Genomic DNA, 20032 nt, shown 5'->3' with positions numbered 1-20032 from the left:
CACTGCGCGCGGCGCCGCTTACCGTCATTCCGCACCATCGCTGCCTCCGCGGGCGGCTTTCTACAGGATTCACCGATGACCGCTTCCGCTTCCTGGACCGCCCGCAAGGGCCAGCCCCTGCAGGGCAGCCTGACCATTCCCGGCGACAAGTCGGTCTCGCACCGTGCGGTGATGTTCGCTGCACTGGCCGATGGCGTTTCGCACATCGACGGTTTCCTGGAAGGCGAGGACACCCGCGCCACCGCCGCGATCTTCTCGCAGATGGGCGTGCGCATTGAAACCCCGTCGCCGTCGCAGCGCGTCGTGCACGGCGTGGGCGTGGATGGCCTGCAGGCGCCGGAGGCGCCGCTGGACTGCGGCAACGCCGGCACCGGCATGCGCCTGCTGGCCGGCCTTCTCGCCGCGCAGCCGTTCGATTCAGTGATGGTGGGTGATGAATCGCTGTCACGTCGCCCCATGCGCCGGGTAACCGGCCCGCTGGCGCAAATGGGCGCGAAGATCGTCACCGAGGCCGACGGCACCCCGCCGCTGCGCGTGCATGGCGGCCAGCCGCTGCACGGCATCGACTTCGCCTCGCCGGTGGCCAGCGCGCAGGTCAAATCGGCCGTGCTGCTGGCCGGCCTGTATGCGCAGGGCGAGACCGCCGTGACCGAACCGCACCCGACCCGTGACTACAGCGAGCGCATGCTGCGCGCGTTTGGTGTCGAGATCGAGTTTTCGCCCGGCAAGGCCCGCCTGCGTGGCGGCCAGCGCCTGCGCGCCACCGACATCGCGGTGCCGGCTGACTTCTCCTCGGCTGCGTTCTTCCTGGTTGCGGCCAGCATCATTCCCGGTTCGGCACTCACCCTGCGCCAGGTCGGCCTCAACCCGCGCCGCACCGGCCTGCTTGCCGCGCTGCGACTGATGGGCGCCGATATCCGCGAAGAAAACCATGCAGAGCAGGGCGGGGAAGCCGTAGCAGACCTGGTGGTCCGCCACGCACCGCTTCACGGCGCCGAGATTCCCGAAGCGCTGGTGCCGGATATGATCGACGAGTTCCCGGCCCTGTTCGTTGCCGCTGCCGCTGCACAGGGCAACACCATCGTGCGTGGCGCGGCCGAACTGCGGGTCAAGGAATCCGACCGCCTCGCTGCCATGGCCACCGGGTTGCGCAGCCTCGGCGTACAGGTGGATGAGACCGAAGACGGCGCCACCATCCACGGCGGGCATGAGCTGGGCAGCGGCACCATCGAAAGCCACGGCGACCATCGCATCGCGATGGCCTTCGCCATCGCCGGCCAGCTCAGCAGCGGCGAGGTGCGCATCAACGACATCGCCAACGTCGCCACCTCGTTCCCCAACTTCGACGGCATCGCCCGCGCCGCGGGCTTCAACCTCCGGTAAGGCACCGCCGGCGGCAAAAAAAAAGGAGCCGACCAGATGGTCGGCTCCTGCTCCCCCGCCGTTTTATAGATGAGGGTTACCGCTGCTCGGTGCGGAAATCCACCGGCACGCGTACCACGCTGGCCACGGCGCGGCCGTTGTGCATGGCCGGTTCGAACTTCCAGTCACGCACTGTGCTCAGCACTGCACGGTCCAGGTCGCGATCACGACCGCCACTGCGCTGCACGATATTGGCGTCGGTCACCTGTCCACGCGGGTCCACGTTGAGGCTGGCAATCACGCTGCCTTCCACGCCACTACGCAGCGCGGTCCGCGGATACACCGGCTTGGCATTGCTGCTCAGCGGGCGCGCATCGCGATCGCGAACCACGGGAGCAGCACGACGCTGCGTGGTGGCTGGCGTCGCTTCACGGTTGGCCGGGGCCGGCGTCACCGCCACCGGCGTCTCGGTAGCAGGCAGCATGCGGTCCCCGACCGGCGCGCTGGCGCCTTCATCGGGATTGGCATAGCGCAGCCACACCAGCGCGGCGGCAAACATCGCGACGATCAGCGCGATCCAAAGCAGGGGGGAGGTACGACGGCGGCCCGGCTCGTCAATGATGTCGCGCTGCTGCTGCGGCGACGTAGGCATCTCGTGTGCATGGGTAACACTCATGGCGGACTCCTGGTGTCGATTTGACGACGCCAGTCTTGCCTGAGCCGGGTTGCGGGTGTGTCACCGATGCGTCAACGCGATGAGTGCATTCCCGTCGAGGTTCAGCATCATGAGCCGGACCTTTACGCGGAGCTCGCGCGGTTTTCAGACGTGTGCCCACTAACAGTGGGCACCTACCAGTGGGCACCTACCCGTGGGCACCTACCAGTGGGCATCTAGCCGCGCAATTTCACTGTGCCTTGAAATCGAACGGGACTTCGATGCTGCCCGGCACCGCAATGCCGTTGCTCTGCGCCGGCTGGAAACGCCAACGGCGCACGGCATCGCTGGCAGCACGATCCAGGTCACGCGAGCCGCTGCGCTGGATGATGGTGACGTTCATCGGGTAGCCGGTCGCGTCCACGTCCACGCGCACCACCACGCTGCCTTCCACGCCGTTGCGCAGGGCGGCAGGCGGGTAGGTCGGCGGCGGCGACTGGTCGGCAATCGGCTGCGGGCGGTCGCCGGCGGCCATCGCCACGGGGGCGGTTTCCGGCGCGGCAGCGGCCGGGGCGGCCGGTGCCGGCGGCGGAGCGGTTTCGACCAGCTGCGGCTTTTCGTCTTCCACCGGCAGCGGCTTGGCGTCGGGCATGTCGCTGGACCCGGCCGCGGCGGGCAGGGGTTCGGGCAAGGGTTCGACCTGGGCCACTTCCTGCGGGGTCTGCGCGGGGCCGGCCTTGTAGAAGTCGTTGTTGCGGTTGCCCAGCCACACGGCCAGGAACAGCAGCACGCCGACGCCAAAAGCGATCCCGGCGATCATGAGGCTGCGGCGGGGCAGCTGGAAGGTGATGTTCTTGCCAGACGAGGAACGGGAAGCGGACATGAGCCATACCATGGTGAACTCCCCGATTCTGCCACGCCGGGAATGAACCGGGCGGCAGAAAAGCCGATTACAGGCGATAATCCCCCTCCAGACCCGTACTTACCGCCCAAACGCCATGCTCGATCCAGCCCTGCTCCGCCAACAACCCGCCGAACTCGCCGAACGCCTGCGCTCCTCGCGCGGTTTCGAGCTGGACGTCTCCGGGCTGGAGTCGCTGGAAGCCGACCGCAAGCGCATCCAGATCCGTACCCAGGAGCTGCAGAGCCTGCGCAACAGCCGCTCCAAGGCCATTGGCCAGGCGAAGGCCAAGGGCGAGGACGTCTCGGCGATCATGGCCGAAGTGGCCGCCTTCGCCGACGAGCTCAAAGCCTCGGAAGTAACCCTGGACGAGCTGCGCGAGAAGATTGAAGCCATCGCGATGGGCATCCCCAACGTACCGGCCGACGATGTCCCGTACGGCAAGGACGAATCGGAGAATGTCGAGCAGAAGCGCTGGGGCACCCCGCGCAGCTTCGATTTCCCGGTGCTCGACCATGTCGAGCTGGGCGCGCGCAACCAGGGCCTGGACGGTGAAGCCGGCGCCAAGCTGTCGGGTTCGCGCTTCACCGTGCTGCGCGGCCCGGTCGCGCGCCTGCACCGCGCCTTGGCCCAGTTCATGCTCGACCTGCACACCGGCGAGCACGGGTATGAGGAAACCAACGTCCCGGTGCTGGTGAACCCGGAATCGCTGCGTGGCACCAGCCAGCTTCCCAAGTTCGAAGACGACCTGTTCAAGACCGCCGTGGGCGAGTCGACGCGCTACCTGATTCCGACCTCGGAAGTGTCGCTGACCAATATCGTGCGCGACGAAATCGTCGATGCCGAACGCCTGCCGTTGAGCATGACCGCCCATTCGCTGTGCTTCCGCGCCGAAGCCGGCAGCGGCGGCCGCGACGTGCGCGGCATGATCCGCCAGCACCAGTTTGAAAAGGTCGAACTGGTCACCGTGTGCGCCCCGGCCGAGAGCGAAGCCGAGCACCAGCGCATGACCCGCTGCGCCGAAGTGGTCCTGGAAAAGCTGGGCCTGCCGTACCGCAAGGTGCTGCTGTGCACCGGCGACATGGGCTTCTCTGCAGTGAAGACCTACGACCTGGAAGTGTGGCTGCCCTCGCAGGACACCTACCGCGAGATCTCGTCCTGCTCCAACTGCGGCGACTTCCAGGCGCGGCGCATGCAGGCGCGCTGGCGCAACCCGGAAACCGGCAAGCCGGAACTGGTGCACACGCTCAACGGTTCGGGCGTGGCCGTGGGCCGCGCAATGATCGCGGTCATGGAAAACTACCAGAACGCCGACGGCAGCATCACCGTACCGGATGCGCTCAAGCCCTACATGGGCGGCCTGGATAAAATCGCGTAACCAAAAAACCCGCCGAAAGGCGGGTTTTTTCTTGTATGGCTGCTATCAAATAGAAACGGCCCCGCAGAAGCGGGGCCGCAGGGTGGGCCGGATGGGGGAGGGGGAATCCGGCCCGGGCAGGGCGTCCGACGAGGACTCAACGCCTGCCCTGGAACACTCAGGCTTCGGCCAGTTCTTCGAACTCGGCGGCCGGCAGGCTGGCCAGCGCAGCGGCAATGGCTTCTTCGCGGTGGGTCGGCGAATAGGCAATGCCTTCGGCACGCACGAATTCGACATTGGTGATGCCCATGAAGGCGAACACCTGGCGCAGGAACGGCTCCTGGAAGTCAGCTGGCGAATCGGTATAGATGCCGCCACGCGAGCTGGCGATGATCACGCGCTTGCCACCGGCCAGGCCGACCGGGCCATTCTCGGTGTACTTGAAGGTGCGCCCAGCCACCGCCACGCGGTCGATCCACGCCTTCAGCGTCGACGGAATGCTGAAGTTGTACATCGGCGCGCCGATGACAATCACGTCTGCGGCAAGGAACTGCTGCATCACCGCTTCGGCATCGGTAGCTTCGGCCGCATCCACCTGGGCCAGCGAACCACTACTCAAATGGGGAATGGGATTACGATCGAGATCGCGGTAGGTTACATCGAGGTTCTCAACGGTCTCATTGAACCGTGCGACCACGGCTGCGGACAGCTGGCGGGAAACCGAGTTGTCGCCCAGCACGCTGGCATCAATGTGAAGAAGCTTCATGGCAATCACCTGTATCCGGGGAAGGGCGGTCAAGGCGCCGCCGACGGAAAGCAGGTTAGGTTGTTGCGTCGCTGGGATAAAGGTGGTTGAATACCACGTATTGTTCTATATCTGGAACTTCGGTATGCACGACCTCAACGACCTGTACTACTTTGCCATGGTGGTGGACCACGGCGGCTTCGCCGCGGCCGAACGCGCCCTGGGGATCCCCAAATCCCGTCTGAGCCGCCGCATCAGCCAGCTGGAAACCGACCTGGGCGTGCGCCTGCTGCAGCGCTCCACGCGCCGCTTCGCGGTGACCGACGTCGGCACCAGCGTGCATCGCCACGCGCAGACCATGCTGGCCGAAGCCCAAGCCGCACGCGAAGTGGTGGACCGGCTCAGTGCCGAGCCCCGCGGCCTCGTGCGCGCCAGCGTGCCGGTCTCATTGGCGCAGATGCAGCTGCCCAAGCTGCTGCCGAAGTTCCTGGCCCAGTACCCGAAAGTGCGCCTGCAGCTGAACATCAGCAACCGCCGCGTGGACATCATCAACGAAGGCTATGACGTGGCCCTGCGCGTACGCTCACGCCTGGACGATGACGGGAGCCTGGTGATGCGCAGCTTCGGCCAGGTGCAGGAACTGCTGGTGGCCAGCCCGAAATATCTGGATCGCGCCGGCCGCCCGAAAGATCCCGATGAACTGGCCAACCACGTCACCCTGAGCATCAGCGAAGACGAGGCCCGCCAGCGCTGGGAGCTGCACGGCCCGGAGGGCGCGGTACGCCGCGTGGACCTGCAGCCGCGCGTGGCCGGATTCGACTTCCCGCTGCTGCAGAGCATGGTCAAGGACGGCTTCGGCATCACCATGCTGCCCGAGACCGTCTGCGCCGACGCCGTGCGCAGCGGCGAGCTGGAAGTGGTGCTGCCGGAATGGTCGCTGCCGCAGGGCATCTGCCACGCCGTATTCGCCTCCCGCCGCGGCCTGCTGCCGGCGGTGCGGGTGTTCATCGATTTCCTGGCCGAGCACCTGCCGCCGCAGCTGGAAGCGTCGCGCCTGGACTGCGGTGGGGCGTGCGAACGGGCCAAGGAAAAGATCCGCGCCAGCGCCCTGGGCGCCCTGGCGGTGGATGCCGGCTGACGCTGTCGGGGTCGGCCTTGGGTAAACCCGGCCGACCATGCGAGAATACGCGCCCGGCCCCGGCCGGCGCGCGACATCCGGAGAGATGGCCGAGCGGTTTAAGGCACCGGTCTTGAAAACCGGCGAAGGGTCATTCCTTCCGTGGGTTCGAATCCCACTCTCTCCGCCACTAGATCCTGAAAAAGTGATCTGGATTGAAATCTTAGTTTGAGTCGATTGGAAGGCAGGAAGCATGCAGAGGAATCACTCGCATGCGCATCGCTCGTCGTCTGAGCCGGCCCGCCATCGGCCGCTGGTCCTTCGTCCAGCGAGTCCCCGTCGAACTTCGCGTCGTGCTCGACTGCCGGCTTATCAAGCGTACCTCCGGACCAAGTATCTGGCCCAAGCCACGTGCGTGCGGTCGTCCTTTCATCGGCTGTGCTCGACTCTTCGCACAGTTGAAGGATCAACGCGTGGTCAAGCCCAGCAAGACGGATGGTGACGTGGTCCTCGCTCGACTGACGAACGCCGGGAAGTTACAGGAGCTCACGTTGAACTGGAGCGGCTCCCCAGACGCCACGGTCAACTTGCAGCAGCAGATCGAGAGCCCGGGCGCTGTGGAATCCATCCACGCTCAAAATGTGCTCGCAGTCTCGCCATATCGAAGTCTTGAGCTTGTCGCGCATGTGGAAGCCAAGCTTTCCACTCAAGGCAGTCTGACAGTGGCCTGTTTGGATCCGCCTCAATTGCGAATGAGTCGTGATAGCATTTGTCGGCTGCAAGCTTCCATCGCGGTCATGGACGACTCCCAGCCCAAGCAAGACGGAAAAAGATGAATAGACGTACTTACATCGAACTTGTTCTTGAGTTGTTTGCGTTTATCGCCTTGTCTCTGGCGATGATGGCAAGCGGCAAAGCAGTGGTGATCTTCTCGCTGATCACTATCGCTTTAGTCATCTGGATTCCATTCCAAGCCAATGCGGGCAACCGTTTGACCCGGGCCCTAAGCATCGCGCTCCCCATTGCTGCTATAGCAAGGACTGTCGTTCACTTCCTACCAAACCCTTCGCTTTAGGAGCTGAACTACATGAATGTGCTTGGATGTTGCGCGGCGGCGGCCTTGGCGATCTGTGCCTCAAGCCTCATGCAGGTGGCGACGCAGCGCCCCCACCGCTGCCGCGATAGCCATCGCGGGCACCGCCAGCACCGCTGCGTATACCAGTCCGGCCAGCAACATCGGGCCAAAGCCCGACGCCATGGCCGCCACTGGCACCTGCAGCGCCATGAACAGCAGGCCCCACAGCCACGCATGCCGGGGAAAGCACGCGCCTAGAGCCGCGGCGATCCCCAGTGCGATGGGATAGACGACGGTCCAGAACGCGGGCGCGTCCCAAGGCTCGCGCCCCGGAGTCCGCCAGGCCACCAGGACCCAGAACAAGACGCCTACCTTCAGCGTGACAGCACTTGCTGCAAGAAAACTGCCCGATATCCGCATAGTTATTCTCCCGCACGAACATTCAGCATGCCCCTGTCGCGTTGACGGTGTATGACCAGCACCGGCAGGCGTTTTGCGTATCTGGCGGAGAGCGCCGGATGTCGAAGCAGAAAACCGCAAAAAGAAAACGCCCCAAGAAGGGGCGTCTTTCATGGGGGTGACGCAATGCCACGCAATGCGTGGCAGCGCCATCAATGACGCGCGTCGTCGCGAGCCTTACCCACGTCGCTCTGCACCTTGCCAACTTCCTTCTGGACCTTGCCTTCCAGTTCCTGCGACTTGTCGCCGGTCACCTTGCCAGCTACTTCCTTCACGGTGCCCTTGACCTGGTTCTTCGCGCCTTCAGTACGATTCTTGTCCATGTTCAATTACCTCGTGGTTGAACCCGTTGTGGGTGACTCGATCCTGCTTGGAACCCGGTAGCGAAGCAGTGAATCCGGGCCTCACGCGGCGCGAACGCTAGGCAACTGTTCATTTGACGCTGCGTGCCGCAAGCACGTGAGCGGTACTTCACGCGGCAACCGTATGCTGCCGAAATCCATTTACACAGGTACCACCCGCGCATGAGCCGTACAGCGGAAGACCATTTCGACGTCATCATCATCGGCGGCAGCTACGCCGGCATGTCGGCCGCCCTGCAGCTGGTCCGGGCCCGGCGCAGCGTGCTGGTGATCGACAGTGGCCTGCCGCGCAACCGCAATTCCCTCGAAGCGCACGGCTTCATCGGCCGGGAAGGCATGCATCCGGCGGAAATCGCCGCGCAGGCGCGCACCGAACTGCTTACTTATCCCACCGTGACCTGGGTGGAGGGCAAGGCCGCGAGCGCCCGCGTCGTGGAGGAAGGCGTTTCGTTCGAGGTGGACTGCGACGACGGCCGCACGTTCGCCGCCGACCGGCTGGTGCTGGCATATGGCGTAACCGATACATTACCGCCCGTCGATGGCCTGGCCGAGCGCTGGGGCCGCAGTGTCTACCACTGCCCCTACTGCCATGGCTATGAGTTGTACGAAGGCAACATCGGCGTGCTCGGCTGCGCCAAGGATGGCGGCGTCGGGCAGGCGCTGCTGCTGTGCGACTGGGGAAAGATCACCCTGTTCTGCCCGGACCCGGGCAGCATCGATCCGGAAAAGCGCGAGCGGCTCGATGCATGCGGCGTGGTGATCGAATCGACCCGCGTCCAACGTGTCGAAGACACGGCCACCGTGGTGCTGGCCGACGACCGCCGTGTGGTGCTCGATGCGCTGTTCCTGCTGCCGACGTCGACGTTGTCCTGCGACCTGGCCGAACAGCTTGGCTGCGAGCTGGTGGATGCCGGCTGCATCACGGCCGATTCGGCCAAGCAGACCACGGTGCCGGGCGTGTTTGCCTGTGGTGATGCCGGGCGGATGGCCGGCAGCATCGCCTTGGCGGTGGGCGAGGGTGCATTGGTCGGGGTGGCGGTGCACCGTTCGCTGTTGGGATTGCTTGATTGATTGATGCGTCAGCCACGCAGGGCGTGGCTCTACCGTCGCCCAGTCGCAGTCGCAGTCGCAGTCGCCGCCGCCGTCTGTCGCGGTTTGTACTGGCAGCGCGGGTAACCCGAGCATGAGGCGAACTCGCCGTAGGGCCCGCTGCGCTGCACGATCACCCCGCCATCGCACGCGGGGCAAGCCTGCTCCCGGATCGGCTCGCCGTTGGCGGCCGTGATCTCCACGGCGCCATCGTGGACCAGCTCGTCGAGGAACGGCGAGCGTTTGCCCTGCACGGTAAACATGACCACCGAGCGTCGCGCGCGGGTCAATGCGACATAGAACAGGCGGCGCTCCTCGCTGAGCGGATACGCATCGGCATGCGGCATTGCCAGCGCCAGCACCGGATCATCGGCGCGGGCACTCGGGAAGCTGCGGTCGAGCATGGCCGGCAGGATCACGATATCGGCCTCGGCGCCCTTCGCGCGGTGCGCGGTGAGGAAGCTCAGCTGCAGCTGCGCGCCGAAACGCGCCGCCCAGTGCGAGGGAAGGAACGCGCGCTCGGCGTTGTACCGCCCTACGATGAACACCGACAACCGGCCATCGCGGCCGGGCGCCATGGCCCCGCTCTGAAGCTGCTGCTGCAGTCGCTGAAGGTACTGGTAGATCGCATCCTGGAGGCGGTCGCGCGCGGCCGCCTGGAAGGCCTGCAGGACCGGGCCCTGTACCGGTGCGAGCGAGCGCACCTGCTTGGCGATCTGCCCGGGGTTCCTTGAAACGAAGCGGCTGGAGGCATCGCACAACGCCTGCGGGCAGCGGAAGGTGCGGGTGAGGTGCAGGATCTGCGACGGGCCGAAGGTCGCTTCGAAGTGGGTCATGCAGCTCACATCCGCGCCGGCGAAGCGGTTGATCGACTGCCAGTCGTCGCCCACCGCGAACAGATACCGCCCCGGCGCCTCCACCAGTGCCCGGCACAACCGCGCACGGGCACGCGAGGCATCCTGGAACTCATCGGCCATCACCAGCAGATACGGTGATGCGTAGCGGCCCTGTTCGAGATGTTCGGCGGCCTGGTTGAGCATGTCCTCGAAGTCGATGGCATTCTCGGCAGCCAGCGCATCGTCCCACGCGTGCAGGATCGGCGTGGCCAGTTCGAGGAACAGGCGGTAGCGGTGCTTGAAGCGGTCCTCGGGCAGCTGGCGCAGGCGCTCGGCCAGGTCGGCCACGGCAAGGCCGTTGCTCTTGGCGTGGCTGATGAAGGTACGCAGCAGGCCAATGAGGTCGCTGTCCGGCATCGGCTTTGCACCCTCCGCAGGCAGCTCGCGGTCCGGGTTGGGGTCAAGCCCGATGTGGTGCCCGCTCAGCGCCGTTTCGAGTGCCTCGAACAGCGCGCCGCTGCGCAGCTGTCCGCTGCTGGTCTGCAGCTGTAGCGCATCGCGGCCGCGCGGATGCGGATCGGCGCCGTCACCCGTGCGATGCGTGTGGTACAGCGTGGTGCCCGGATAGAAGAAGTCCGCGCGCCCCGGTTGCCAGGTATCAGTGGTGGTATCCAGCACCGGGTGCGGTTCGTAGGTGTATTCAACGCCGTTGTAGAACAGCCAGTCGGCAATCACGCATTCTTCGATGTTGCCCACGCGTTCGCCACGAAGCGTGCGCACATAGCGGTGACCCTCGGCGTCCCAGCCGTCGGCCGGCGCGGCCTGGCCCTGCGGCGGCAGGTCGCGCGCGAACACCAGCCGGAACATGTCCCACTGGGTGCGGAAGTGCAGCGACCGGTCCTTGAGGCGGTCGATGATGTCGGCCAGCTGTTCGAAGCCCTGGGCGGCGTCCACGGCCCATGCAGGCACCTCCGGCATGCGCCCGGTGACCTTGCCGATGATCTGCCGACCGAGCGCGTGGAAGGTACAGGCGGTGACGTCGCCGGCAGGCAGGCCCAGCCGATCAAAGGCGGCGCTGGTGCGCTGCTGCAGTTCGCCGGCCGCTTCGCGGTTGAAGGCCAGCATCACGATCTGGTCCGGTGCCATCAGGCCGCGCTCGACGGCGTAGGCCGCCTTGGCCACCATCGTCGAGGTCTTGCCCGAACCGGCGGCGGCCACCACCAGCATCCGGCTGTCGAAGCACAGCACCGCGCGTGCCTGCTCGTCGCTGAGGGGCAGCCGCTCCACGTGGCCCAGCAGTGCCGCCGCATCGGTCCGTTCGCGTTGCAGGTGCGCTTCATTGCGTGACGCCCACACCGCCGTCCAGTCGCCCGACCAGCGCAGCAGGTCATCCTCGATCACCGCAGCGGTTCCCTCGAGCTGCGGGCGCAGCGCAGGATCGTCGAACACCGCCCACAGCGCATCGTCGTCCAGCGCCAGCACCGGGCGCGCGTGCAGCAGCGCATGCTGGTGTTCCTGGGTCAGCCAGCGGTCCGCGGCATCGGCACCCGCCATCACCGCGTCGACCTGTTGCAGCCACTCACGAATCTGAGCCAAGGCTGCATTGGCCTCGCCCACCGCGTGGTCCTGTCGATGGATCTGCGCACTGGCGCTCCACAGCGCTTCCAGTTCGTGCGCCTGCGCGTTGGGGAGCCCGCCCAGGCGAAGCTCACCCTCATCGGTCGCCATGCACAGCGTGGTCCATACCGCACCGCGCTGCAGGTGCCACGCCTGGGTTGCGCTGACCGGCAGGGAAAACACCTGCGTGTCGACGGTGAGCTCTAAATGGTCATCGACCCGGCGCAGCCGCCAGTCCGGCGAACGCGAGAGGCGTCGGCCCCACGGGGAAGGGGACCAGTCGTGGATCATCGGTACATCCAGGAAAGCGGGCCACGTACCGGAACGGGCCGGCATCGGGGAAAGGTGGGCCGCCATGATAGGAAAATCCCAACAAAAAAGCCCCGCCGGAGCGGGGCTTCTTCAGCGCGGCGCCACGTTCGCGGATCAGCGTTCGCAGGCCATCGCTGCGCCGGTCCGCGACTGCCGCTGCACCAGGACCGCCACGACCCACAACAGCAGGCCGCCCAGCGCGGTGGCCGCACCGACATAGCCGGTCACGGCGGGGCTGAAGCCGGCGCCGATGGCCAGGCCACCGAACCACGGGCCCAGCGCATTGGCGGTATTGAACGCGGCATGGTTGGACGCCGCGGCCAGGGTCTGCGCTTCGCCCGCCACGTCCATCAAGCGGGTCTGCAGCACGGCGGCGAGGGCGCCCATCGTGCCCACCGCGATGATCATCGGGAAGATCGTCCAGACAGAGTTTGCGGCCAGCGGATAGGCCAGCAGCACCACGATCGACCACAGCAGCACGATCGCCGCCGCCCGGAACTGGAAGCGGTCCACCAGCCAGCCACCGGCGACATTGCCGATGATCGCGCCGATGCCGAAGATGCCCACCGCCACCGGCATCCACGACTCGGCCAGGCCGGTCACCTGCACCAGCGTCGGCGCCAGGTAGGTGAACACGCAGAACATGCCGGCAAAGCCCACCGAGCCGATCGCCAGCGCCAGCCACACCTGTGGCCGGTTGAACGCGCGCAGTTCGCGCATCGGCGAGGTCCGCACTTCATCCGGGTCCGGCAGCAGGAAGCGGGCAATCATCAGCACCGTGGCAATCGCCAGCACGCTCACCAGCGCGAACGCGGTACGCCAGCTCAACTGCTGGCCCAGCCAGGTGGTGAGCGGATTGCCGACCAGGATCGCCACCGACAGGCCAAGCAGCACCTTCGATACGGCGGCGCCACGTTGCGCCGGCGGACTGATCGCGGCGGCCACCAGCATGGCCACGCCGAAGTAGGCGCCGTGCGGCAGGCCCGCGATGAAGCGGGCGATCAACATCGTCAGGTAATCCGGGGCCAGCGCGCTGGCCAGGTTGCCCACGGCATAGAAGCCCATCAGTCCCAGCAGCAACGTGCGGCGTGCATACCCCGCGCCGGCGAAGGCCAGCACCGGTGCACCCACCACCACGCCGATGGCATAGGCACTGATCAGGTGGCCGACCTGGGTCTCGCTGATCGACAGCCCACGGCTGATCTCCAGCATCAGGCCCATGCTGGCGAATTCGCTGGTGCCGATGGCGAAGCCGCCCAGCGACAGCGCCAGGATGATCAGCGTGCGCTGGCGCGCGGTGAGGCGCGCGGCCAGGGGGAGGGGAGTGGGGCTCATGGGCAGCAGGCGGAGAATGAAGCGGCCCATTGTACTGCTGCGGCGCAACATATGGCCGGAATCAAGGTATCCGGTGCTGGAATGCTGTGGCGTGGCCGCTGGAACCGGGGATCGGTTTCGCCTTTTCTTCACGCGACCTTCACGTCCACGAGGTGCGCACGCTCCACGCTTGGACCATCCCATTCCGCGTGTGGTTGCCGATGCTGCTGACGCCGAACTTCCATCTAGAAGAGTTCACCCGGACCGCGACAGGGCTGTCCAACGTGCCCAACCGTGCGGAGCGCGCCGCACTACAGGCTCTGGCTGTGCACGTGTTGCAGCCGCTCCGCGACTCAATTGGTAAACCGGTGTACATCACGTCCGGCTTCCGCTCGGCCGCGGTCAATCGCGCCGTGGGCGGGGTGGCTGGCAGCCAGCACCGCAGTGGCCAGGCCGCAGACATCCAGGTGGAGGGGATGAGCTCCATGGTGCTGGCGCGACGCATCGTCACGCTGCAACTTCCGTTCGACCAGCTCATCGAAGAATTCGGTGAGTGGGTGCATGTGTCCCATGCACCGCAACCTCGGCGACAACAACTGACCGCGGTGAGACGTGCGGGACGTACACGCTATCTTCACGGCTTGCGATGAGTGTTGAGCGCGATCTCGTTACATTGTCCCGCCACGCGCAACATTGTTGCGAGTACACCTGTATTCACAGCTGTATTGTAAGTAATTTCTGATTGGCATCGCCGTAAACGTGCATTAGCATGCGCGCATTGGCATCGACCCGAGGGAGCGTGCGTGATGGTGCAATTCCCTCACGCACTGCGGGTAGATGGCAGGTTTCAGCTGGTGGCTTTGACATATTCGCCGGTCTACAGTCCGGCCGATGTGTTCGGCTTCGCCGTCCTCACTTCCGACGGCGCGCGGCTGACCGATGTGGTGTCGCTTGATGAGGCGCACCTGCACTGGTCGCTGTTGCGCGAGGAAGCGAAGACGGCCCTTGGGGAAGTTGAAGCAACCGGTACACGCGCGGCGCCACGCAGGCGTCGGCGTCAGTCGTAGCGCCTTCGGGTGCGTCATGGAGGATTGGGTTTGTCCACGCAGAAGATCGTTGTCACCGCTGTTGTCATCCTCTTGACCGCACTTGTTGGCTACTGCCTTGCCGGCTACCTCACGCTGCTGTTGCTCGGCCTCGATACCGGGCTGTTCAAGTGGAATACCTATTACCAGTACGTCCAGGCGATGGACCAGCCGGCGGTTGCACCGTACCTGACCAAGATCAAGGCGGCGGGCGTGGTGGGTTTCAGCCTGCCGATCGTGGCCTGCCTGGTTGCGCTGTTCTTCGTGCTGAAGCCGAAGAAGAAATCCCTGCACGGCGATGCCCGCTTCGCGGACGCCGCCGACCTGGCCAGGCACGGTCTGTTCAAGAAGACCGACAACGGCATCGTGGTGGGCAGCTTCGGCGGCAAGCTGGTGCGCCTGAGTGGCCAGCAGTTCGTGATCCTCGCCGCGCCGACCCGTTCGGGCAAGGGCGTGGGCGTGGTCATTCCCAACCTGCTCGAGTACGGCGAGTCGGTGGTGGTGCTGGACATCAAACAGGAAAACTTCGACCTCACCAGCGGCTGGCGTGCCAGCCAGGGCCATGAGGTGTTCCTGTTCAATCCGTTTGCCGAAGACCGCCGCACCCATCGCTGGAACCCGCTCAGCTACGTCTCCGACGACCAGGCCTTCCGCGTCTCGGAACTGATGAGCATCGCCGCGATGCTGTACCCGGATGGTTCGGACGAGCAGAAGTTCTGGATCAGCCAGGCGCGCAATGCGTTCATGGCCTTCACCCTGTACCTGTTCGAGAACTGGGACGACGAGCGTCGCCAGGGCTTCCCCGGCGGGCAGGGCACGCCGACGCTGGGCGCGGTGTTCCGCCTGTCCACCGGCGATGGCAGCGACCTGAAGAAGTACCTCAAGGCCCTGTCCGAACAGAAGTTCCTGAGCGGCAATGCGCGTTCGGCATTCGCCAACCTGCTGTCGCAGGCCGATGAAACCTTCGCGTCGATCATGGGCACCTTCAAGGAGCCGTTGAACGCCTGGATCAACCCGGTGCTGGACAAGGCCACCAGTGCCAACGACTTCCTGCTGACCGACCTGCGCAGGAAGAAGATGACCATCTACATCGGCATCCAGCCCAACAAGCTGGCTGAAAGCCGATTGATCATCAACCTGTTCTTCAGCCAGATCATCAACCTCAACACCAAGGAACTGCCCAAGTCCAACCCGGACCTGAAGTACCAGTGCCTGCTGTTGATGGACGAATTCACCGCGATCGGCAAGGTGGACATCATCGCCTCGGCGGTATCCTACATGGCCGGTTACAACGTGCGCCTGCTGCCCATCATCCAGAGCATGGCCCAGCTCGACGCCACCTACGGCAGGGACGTCTCGCGCACCATCATCACCAACCACGCCTTGCAGATCCTCTACGCGCCGCGTGAGCAGCAGGATGCCAACGACTATTCGGAAATGCTCGGCTACACCACCGTGCGCAGGAAGAATGTCACGCACGCCCGTGAAAAGACCCACAGCTTTACCGAAGAGCGGCGCGCGCTGATGCTGCCGCAGGAGCTGAAGGCGATGGGCAACGATCACGAAGTGTTCCTCTACGAGGGCATTCCGCATCCGGTCAAGTGCGACAAGATCAAGTATTACCAGGACCGCTACTTCACATCGCGTCTGTTGCCGAAGACGTCGGTGCCGACGTTGGATCTGTAACCGTCATATGTGAAGGCGTGTGACGTGCGTCAAAGAAACGCGGGATGAACGTTAAAAAATTGTCGCTTTTGACGTTGATTTGACGCGAATGTGTGGCATCGTATTTGTGATGGACGTTCTGTACGTCATGAATTTGTTGTTGAGACCAGTGCTGGAAGACATGCACTGAAGCAGTCAAGAGGAACATGGATGGCTTTTCTCGGGTTGGGTGTGCAGGCGCAGGGGCCGGACAGGCGTTCGGGGCGTTTACACACCAGACGGGGCGGGGGCCCGGTTGCACCGGTGAAAGGTGTTGCTCGCATCCAACGTTGCGTTGTCGGGCCTGACCGCAGGCCATGACACGTCAGCGTGTTGCCGTTTTTTCCCGGTTAAAAGCCGCTATTCCGTACGTCATAGGGAAGTTCGTATGAAGCAAGCGTTTCTGTCAAAGGGATCCATCAGCGTTGCCACCGCCGTTGCCGTGCTGCTGCTCGCCGGTTGTGCGACTCCCGACGCGCCGGATTTTGGCGGTCGCTGGAAGCCGGTGAACCGCTTCGCCAGCACCACCATGGAAATTCCGCTGTACACCAGCTACGTGTACCAGGCCTCGCCCATGGATGGCACCTTGAAGACCATGCTTGAACGCTGGGCCAAGGATTCGGGGATGACGCTGGATTACCGCATCAGCTCCGATTACACGCTGTATGGCGCGGTCTCCACGATCGGCACCACCAATCCGCAGCAGGCGATGATCGATCTCACTGCCGCCTATGCAGGGCAGGGCGTGTCGGTGTCCATCGTCGGCAACCAGATCGTCGTGCAGTCCGCCTCCGCCGCATCGCCGACCGCTGCCGCCGGCAGTGTCGACGCGTCCAGCGGAAGCTGAGTTCCGCGGCCCCTTGATGTTCCAGCAGTACGGATGACCCCATGTTCCGAAAGAAGGAAACAGGCAACACCCCCAAGGTCGACCAGGCGGTTGCCAAGGCGGTGAGCTACGAGTTGACCGTTGCCGACATGGCGCGCCGCAGCGAGCGCCGCGCCTGGTGGGTGGCGACCGGTTCACTGGTGATGTCGCTGGCGTTGGCCGGCGGCTATTACTACATGCTGCCGCTGAAGGAGAAGGTGCCGTTCCTGGTGATGGCCGACGCCTACACCGGCAACGCAACCGTGGCCCGGTTGGCGGGTAATTTCGGTGACGGATCGATCACCGCCAACGAAGCCATCAACCGCAGCAACGTGGCCCAGTACGTGCTGGCGCGCGAGTCGTTCGACTCGGCGGTAATGGGCCTGCGCGATTGGGACCTGGTGTTCACGATGTCGTCCGAGCCGGTCGCCGCCACCCAGCGCCAGCGCTATGCGAACAACAATCCGCAGAACCCGGTGTTCGTGTACGGCACCAACAAGGCAATCCGCGTCAAGATCCTGAGCATCACGCCGCTGGCCGCCGAAGGCAACGGCAGCTTCCGCGGCGCCTCGGTGCGCATCCAGCGCAGCCTGCTCGACAAGACCACCGGGGTCTCCCAGTTCCTGGACAACAAGCTGGTCACGATGCGCTTTGATTACCGCACCGACCTGGCGTTGAGCGAACAGGACCGGATCCTCAATCCGCTGGCGTTCCAGGTGACCGAATACCGCGTCGACAACGACTACGCCCGTGGCGTGCCGGTGCCCGACGACGCCGACATGGCCAGGCAGGCCAACCAGGCGGCCGCGGCCCAGGCCGCGCAGGCGGCAGCGGCTGCCGCCGCGGCAGCGCCGGTGTACGACCCGAACAACCCGGCCACCGCCACCATGATCGATCCGGCCACCGGCCAGCCGGTTGCGGTGCCGGCCCAGGCCGTCCCCGGCCAGATGGTGGTGCCGGGGCAGCAGGTACCGGGCCAGATGACGGTGCCGGGCCAGGTGCCCGCGCAGCCGATGCAGCAGCAATACCCCGGGCAGGCAGTGCCGGGCCAGGCGATACCAGGACAAGTCGCGCCGCGGCAACCGGCCAACGTGCCGGCACAGAACATTTCCACCGGAACTGCTGAGGGAGCAAGCAACCGATGAGTAGTAGCAAACTTTGGTGGGCCGCATTGGCCTTGGTGCCGATGATGTCCCTGGTCTCCGCGCCTGCGAAGGCCCAGGTGGTCGACCACTACGAGTACGAACAGGACCGCATTTATCCGGTGCGCACCGGCCTGGGTCTCACCACCCAGATCGAACTGAGCCCGAACGAGAAGATCCTGGATTACAGCACCGGCTTCAGCAGTGGCTGGGAGCTGACCCGTCGCGAAAACGTGTTCTACCTCAAGCCGAAGAACGTCGACGTGGACACCAACATGATGGTGCGCACCGAGACCCATTCGTACATCTTCGAACTGAAGGTGGTGGCCACCGATTGGCGCCAGCTCGAACAGGCGCGCCGTGCCGGCGTGCAGTACAAGATCGCCTTCAGCTATCCCAGCGATACCGAGTTTGGTACCGCCCAGCAGGCGGTGGATGAAGAGGTCAAGCCGCTGCTCAGCTCGGAACTGGCCAAGGATCGCCAGTACAACTTCGACTATTCGTACTCCACCCGCCGCGCCAAGAAGATGGGCTGGCTGATCCCGGTCAACGCCTACGACGATGGCCGTTTCACCTACCTGAAACTGCCGGCGTCGCCGGAGTACAAGACGGGCATTTTCCCGGCGGTGTTCGGCCGTGAGAGCGAGTACGGTGAGGATTTCGTGGTCAACACGACGGTGGAGGGCAATTCGCTCATCGTGCATGGAACCTATCCCTACCTGGTCATCCGTCACGGTGACAACGTCGTTGGTCTGCGAAGGAACGTGAAGAAATGAGCCAGCACAACACTCCCGGCAACGAGCCGAACCACGGCCGCGACGACGGCGACGCGCCGAGCAACCCGTACTACGGCCAGAACGTGGCCGACAACAATCCCAACCTCGATGCCGCCGCGCCGCAGCTGCGCTCGGCCGAGGAACAGCGCCTGAACCGCAAGGCGCTGGCGTTCCTGGGCGGCATCCTGGTGCTGATCATCGCCATGGGCTTCCTGCTGCTGCGCAAGAGCAGCGACGACCAGGACGCTCCGGCCAAGGTCAACGAACAGGCCCGCGTGTCCACGCCTGAACTGCCGACTGCGCAGCCGGTGCTGCCGCAGGCCCCGGTGGCCGATACGCAGCCCATTGAAATGCTGCCGCCGCTGCCGCCGCCGGAACAGGACAACCCGTACCGCACGCCGCCGGCCATTCCCAGTGACATGGGCATGTCCAACGAACCGCGTCAGCCGTCGCTGCTGGACCGCCGCATGGCGTCGGGCAACGGCGTGGGTGGCAGCAATGGGGCGACTGGGTCCGAAGGGCAGGGTGGCCTCGGTGGACGTCCCGATGACGAGTACACCCGCGCGATGATGGCGCAGCTGCCGGGTGCGCAGCAGCCGGCACCGGCCAAGGTGCGCCGCGGTCCCGACGTCGAAGACGTCTCCAGCGCTGCGTTCATCCGCAGCCCGGATGCACTGCTGGTGCGCGGCACCTACCTGCGCTGCGTGCTGGAAACCCGCATCATCACCGACGTCTCCGGCTTCACTTCGTGCCTGCTGACCGAACCGGTGTACTCGATCAACGGCCGCAGCCTGCTGCTGCCGAAGGGTTCGAAGATCTACGGTGCGTATGGCGGCGGCCCGAAGGGCAAGCGCGTCGAAGTGATCTGGGACCGCATCACCACGCCGAACGGCATCGACGTGGCCATGTCCAGCCCGGGTATCGACCAGCTCGGTGGCGCGGGCCACCCGGGCGACTACAGCGCGCACTGGGGCAGCCGTATCGCCTCGGCGCTGATGATCAGCCTGATCGCGGACGCCTTCAAATACGCCGCGGCCGAACACGGACCGGAGACCACCACCATCAGCAGCAACGGTTTTGCCGTGCAGTCGCCCTATGAGAGCGCCACCGCGCGCAGCATGGAGCGCCTGGCCAACGAAGCGATGAGCGAGCGTCGCCCGCCCACCGTCACCATCAACCAAGGCACCGTGATGAGTGTCTACGTGGCCAAGGACGTCGATTTCAGCGACGTGCTGCCGCGCCGCCGCTGATCGCCTGGA

The 20032-nt window shown here is 65.1% G+C and carries 20 protein-coding genes and 1 tRNA gene; 14 read left to right on the top strand and 7 right to left on the bottom strand.

The features are described 5' to 3' along the window. Positions 1-75 precede the first annotated feature (75 nt). Positions 76-1383 carry a 3-phosphoshikimate 1-carboxyvinyltransferase gene (aroA, locus tag AC06E7_RS17290; RefSeq protein ID WP_478065437.1) on the top strand — a complete coding sequence of 436 codons (1308 nt, stop codon included), beginning with the start codon at positions 76-78 and terminating at the stop codon, positions 1381-1383. A gap of 76 nt (positions 1384-1459) precedes the next feature. Here the strand turns inward: aroA and AC06E7_RS17285 are convergent, their stop codons facing one another. Beyond that, positions 1460-2038 carry an energy transducer TonB gene (locus tag AC06E7_RS17285; protein WP_478065436.1) on the bottom strand — a complete coding sequence of 193 codons (579 nt, stop codon included), beginning with the start codon at positions 2036-2038 and terminating at the stop codon, positions 1460-1462. A 229-nt stretch (positions 2039-2267) separates the two neighbouring features. Further along, positions 2268-2900: an energy transducer TonB gene (locus AC06E7_RS17280; protein WP_217537530.1), complete on the bottom strand. Its 633-nt coding sequence runs from the start codon at positions 2898-2900 to the stop codon at positions 2268-2270. A 115-nt stretch (positions 2901-3015) separates the two neighbouring features. Here AC06E7_RS17280 and serS point away from each other — a divergent pair, with 115 nt between their 5' ends. Next, positions 3016-4296: a serine--tRNA ligase gene (gene serS / locus AC06E7_RS17275; RefSeq protein ID WP_478065435.1), complete on the top strand. Its 1281-nt coding sequence runs from the start codon at positions 3016-3018 to the stop codon at positions 4294-4296. A 157-nt stretch (positions 4297-4453) separates the two neighbouring features. Here serS and AC06E7_RS17270 read toward each other — a convergent pair whose 3' ends face one another. Further along, positions 4454-5041 (bottom strand): FMN-dependent NADH-azoreductase, encoded by a 588-nt coding sequence (locus AC06E7_RS17270; protein ID WP_184126984.1) that lies wholly within the window; start codon positions 5039-5041, stop codon positions 4454-4456. Positions 5042-5165: 124 nt separating this feature from the next. Between AC06E7_RS17270 and AC06E7_RS17265 the strand changes: the two genes are divergently transcribed. From AC06E7_RS17265 to AC06E7_RS17250, 4 genes are all read left to right on the top strand, one after another. Then, the gene (locus AC06E7_RS17265; RefSeq protein WP_068854691.1) at positions 5166-6158 is read left to right on the top strand and encodes a LysR family transcriptional regulator; all 993 of its coding nucleotides are present in this window, start codon (positions 5166-5168) and stop codon (positions 6156-6158) included. 79 nt (positions 6159-6237) lie between these two features. Continuing rightward, positions 6238-6327 (top strand) — tRNA-Ser (locus AC06E7_RS17260). Positions 6328-6409: 82 nt separating this feature from the next. Continuing rightward, positions 6410-6973 carry a hypothetical protein gene (locus AC06E7_RS17255; RefSeq protein ID WP_478065434.1) on the top strand — a complete coding sequence of 188 codons (564 nt, stop codon included), beginning with the start codon at positions 6410-6412 and terminating at the stop codon, positions 6971-6973. Then, complete coding sequence (locus AC06E7_RS17250; RefSeq protein WP_320457168.1) at positions 6970-7212, top strand: hypothetical protein; 243 nt, start codon at positions 6970-6972, stop codon at positions 7210-7212. The genes AC06E7_RS17255 and AC06E7_RS17250 overlap by 4 nt, the downstream gene beginning before the upstream one ends. A 60-nt stretch (positions 7213-7272) precedes the next feature. On the opposite strand, the gene AC06E7_RS17245 is transcribed toward AC06E7_RS17250, so the two are convergent. Together AC06E7_RS17245 and AC06E7_RS17240 are read right to left on the bottom strand one after the other, a co-directional pair. Beyond that, complete coding sequence (locus AC06E7_RS17245) at positions 7273-7575, bottom strand: hypothetical protein (RefSeq protein ID WP_478065433.1); 303 nt, start codon at positions 7573-7575, stop codon at positions 7273-7275. Positions 7576-7823: 248 nt separating this feature from the next. Continuing rightward, the gene (locus AC06E7_RS17240; RefSeq protein WP_184126979.1) at positions 7824-7994 is read right to left on the bottom strand and encodes a CsbD family protein; all 171 of its coding nucleotides are present in this window, start codon (positions 7992-7994) and stop codon (positions 7824-7826) included. A 201-nt stretch (positions 7995-8195) separates the two neighbouring features. Between AC06E7_RS17240 and AC06E7_RS17235 the strand changes: the two genes are divergently transcribed. Further along, entirely contained in the window at positions 8196-9104 is a 909-nt protein-coding gene (locus tag AC06E7_RS17235; protein WP_478065432.1) for an NAD(P)/FAD-dependent oxidoreductase, read from the top strand. Between the two features lie 29 nt (positions 9105-9133). On the opposite strand, the gene AC06E7_RS17230 is transcribed toward AC06E7_RS17235, so the two are convergent. Next, positions 9134-11866 (bottom strand): UvrD-helicase domain-containing protein, encoded by a 2733-nt coding sequence (locus tag AC06E7_RS17230; protein WP_478065431.1) that lies wholly within the window; start codon positions 11864-11866, stop codon positions 9134-9136. A gap of 135 nt (positions 11867-12001) precedes the next feature. Continuing rightward, a complete protein-coding gene (locus AC06E7_RS17225) occupies positions 12002-13222 on the bottom strand; it encodes an MFS transporter (protein ID WP_478065430.1) in 1221 nt (406 codons plus the stop codon). A gap of 86 nt (positions 13223-13308) precedes the next feature. On the opposite strand from AC06E7_RS17225, the gene AC06E7_RS17220 reads away from it, so the two are divergent. From AC06E7_RS17220 to AC06E7_RS17190, 7 genes are all read left to right on the top strand, one after another. Next, positions 13309-13851, top strand: a complete 543-nt coding sequence (locus tag AC06E7_RS17220; RefSeq protein ID WP_478065429.1) for a D-Ala-D-Ala carboxypeptidase family metallohydrolase — start codon at positions 13309-13311, stop codon at positions 13849-13851. A gap of 153 nt (positions 13852-14004) precedes the next feature. Continuing rightward, positions 14005-14268, top strand: a complete 264-nt coding sequence (locus AC06E7_RS17215; protein ID WP_143584551.1) for a hypothetical protein — start codon at positions 14005-14007, stop codon at positions 14266-14268. Positions 14269-14298: 30 nt separating this feature from the next. Beyond that, on the top strand, positions 14299-15972 hold the full coding sequence (locus AC06E7_RS17210) for a type IV secretory system conjugative DNA transfer family protein (RefSeq protein ID WP_336443152.1): 1674 nt from the start codon (positions 14299-14301) through the stop codon (positions 15970-15972). 406 nt (positions 15973-16378) lie between these two features. Beyond that, a complete protein-coding gene (locus AC06E7_RS17205; RefSeq protein WP_068852741.1) occupies positions 16379-16837 on the top strand; it encodes a hypothetical protein in 459 nt (152 codons plus the stop codon). 41 nt (positions 16838-16878) lie between these two features. Beyond that, on the top strand, positions 16879-18000 hold the full coding sequence (locus AC06E7_RS17200; RefSeq protein ID WP_095362703.1) for a VirB8 family type IV secretion system protein: 1122 nt from the start codon (positions 16879-16881) through the stop codon (positions 17998-18000). Then, on the top strand, positions 17997-18773 hold the full coding sequence (locus AC06E7_RS17195) for a TrbG/VirB9 family P-type conjugative transfer protein (protein ID WP_093535996.1): 777 nt from the start codon (positions 17997-17999) through the stop codon (positions 18771-18773). Before AC06E7_RS17200 ends, AC06E7_RS17195 begins: the two co-directional genes overlap by 4 nt. Continuing rightward, positions 18770-20023 (top strand): TrbI/VirB10 family protein, encoded by a 1254-nt coding sequence (locus AC06E7_RS17190; protein WP_478065428.1) that lies wholly within the window; start codon positions 18770-18772, stop codon positions 20021-20023. The genes AC06E7_RS17195 and AC06E7_RS17190 overlap by 4 nt, the downstream gene beginning before the upstream one ends. The last annotated feature ends 9 nt before the right edge of the window (positions 20024-20032 follow it).

The sequence above is a fragment of the Stenotrophomonas sp. Steno-Z4 genome (assembly GCF_056393145.1).
The sequence above is the reverse complement of the archived record's forward strand: the minus strand, read 5'-3'. Positions and strand labels throughout refer to the sequence as shown.

What these genes read in the sequence shown, in the direction of transcription:
- aroA (WP_478065437.1), top strand. Translation starts at nt 76, where the DNA reads ATGACCGCTTCCGCTTCCTGGACCGCCCGCAAGGGCCAGCCCCTGCAG.
- AC06E7_RS17285 (WP_478065436.1), bottom strand. Translation starts at nt 2,038, where the DNA reads ATGAGTGTTACCCATGCACACGAGATGCCTACGTCGCCGCAGCAGCAG.
- AC06E7_RS17280 (WP_217537530.1), bottom strand. Translation starts at nt 2,900, where the DNA reads ATGTCCGCTTCCCGTTCCTCGTCTGGCAAGAACATCACCTTCCAGCTG.
- serS (WP_478065435.1), top strand. Translation starts at nt 3,016, where the DNA reads ATGCTCGATCCAGCCCTGCTCCGCCAACAACCCGCCGAACTCGCCGAA.
- AC06E7_RS17270 (WP_184126984.1), bottom strand. Translation starts at nt 5,041, where the DNA reads ATGAAGCTTCTTCACATTGATGCCAGCGTGCTGGGCGACAACTCGGTT.
- AC06E7_RS17265 (WP_068854691.1), top strand. Translation starts at nt 5,166, where the DNA reads ATGCACGACCTCAACGACCTGTACTACTTTGCCATGGTGGTGGACCAC.
- AC06E7_RS17255 (WP_478065434.1), top strand. Translation starts at nt 6,410, where the DNA reads ATGCGCATCGCTCGTCGTCTGAGCCGGCCCGCCATCGGCCGCTGGTCC.
- AC06E7_RS17250 (WP_320457168.1), top strand. Translation starts at nt 6,970, where the DNA reads ATGAATAGACGTACTTACATCGAACTTGTTCTTGAGTTGTTTGCGTTT.
- AC06E7_RS17240 (WP_184126979.1), bottom strand. Translation starts at nt 7,994, where the DNA reads ATGGACAAGAATCGTACTGAAGGCGCGAAGAACCAGGTCAAGGGCACC.
- AC06E7_RS17235 (WP_478065432.1), top strand. Translation starts at nt 8,196, where the DNA reads ATGAGCCGTACAGCGGAAGACCATTTCGACGTCATCATCATCGGCGGC.
- AC06E7_RS17230 (WP_478065431.1), bottom strand. Translation starts at nt 11,866, where the DNA reads ATGATCCACGACTGGTCCCCTTCCCCGTGGGGCCGACGCCTCTCGCGT.
- AC06E7_RS17225 (WP_478065430.1), bottom strand. Translation starts at nt 13,222, where the DNA reads ATGAGCCCCACTCCCCTCCCCCTGGCCGCGCGCCTCACCGCGCGCCAG.
- AC06E7_RS17205 (WP_068852741.1), top strand. Translation starts at nt 16,379, where the DNA reads ATGAAGCAAGCGTTTCTGTCAAAGGGATCCATCAGCGTTGCCACCGCC.
- AC06E7_RS17200 (WP_095362703.1), top strand. Translation starts at nt 16,879, where the DNA reads ATGTTCCGAAAGAAGGAAACAGGCAACACCCCCAAGGTCGACCAGGCG.
- AC06E7_RS17195 (WP_093535996.1), top strand. Translation starts at nt 17,997, where the DNA reads ATGAGTAGTAGCAAACTTTGGTGGGCCGCATTGGCCTTGGTGCCGATG.
- AC06E7_RS17190 (WP_478065428.1), top strand. Translation starts at nt 18,770, where the DNA reads ATGAGCCAGCACAACACTCCCGGCAACGAGCCGAACCACGGCCGCGAC.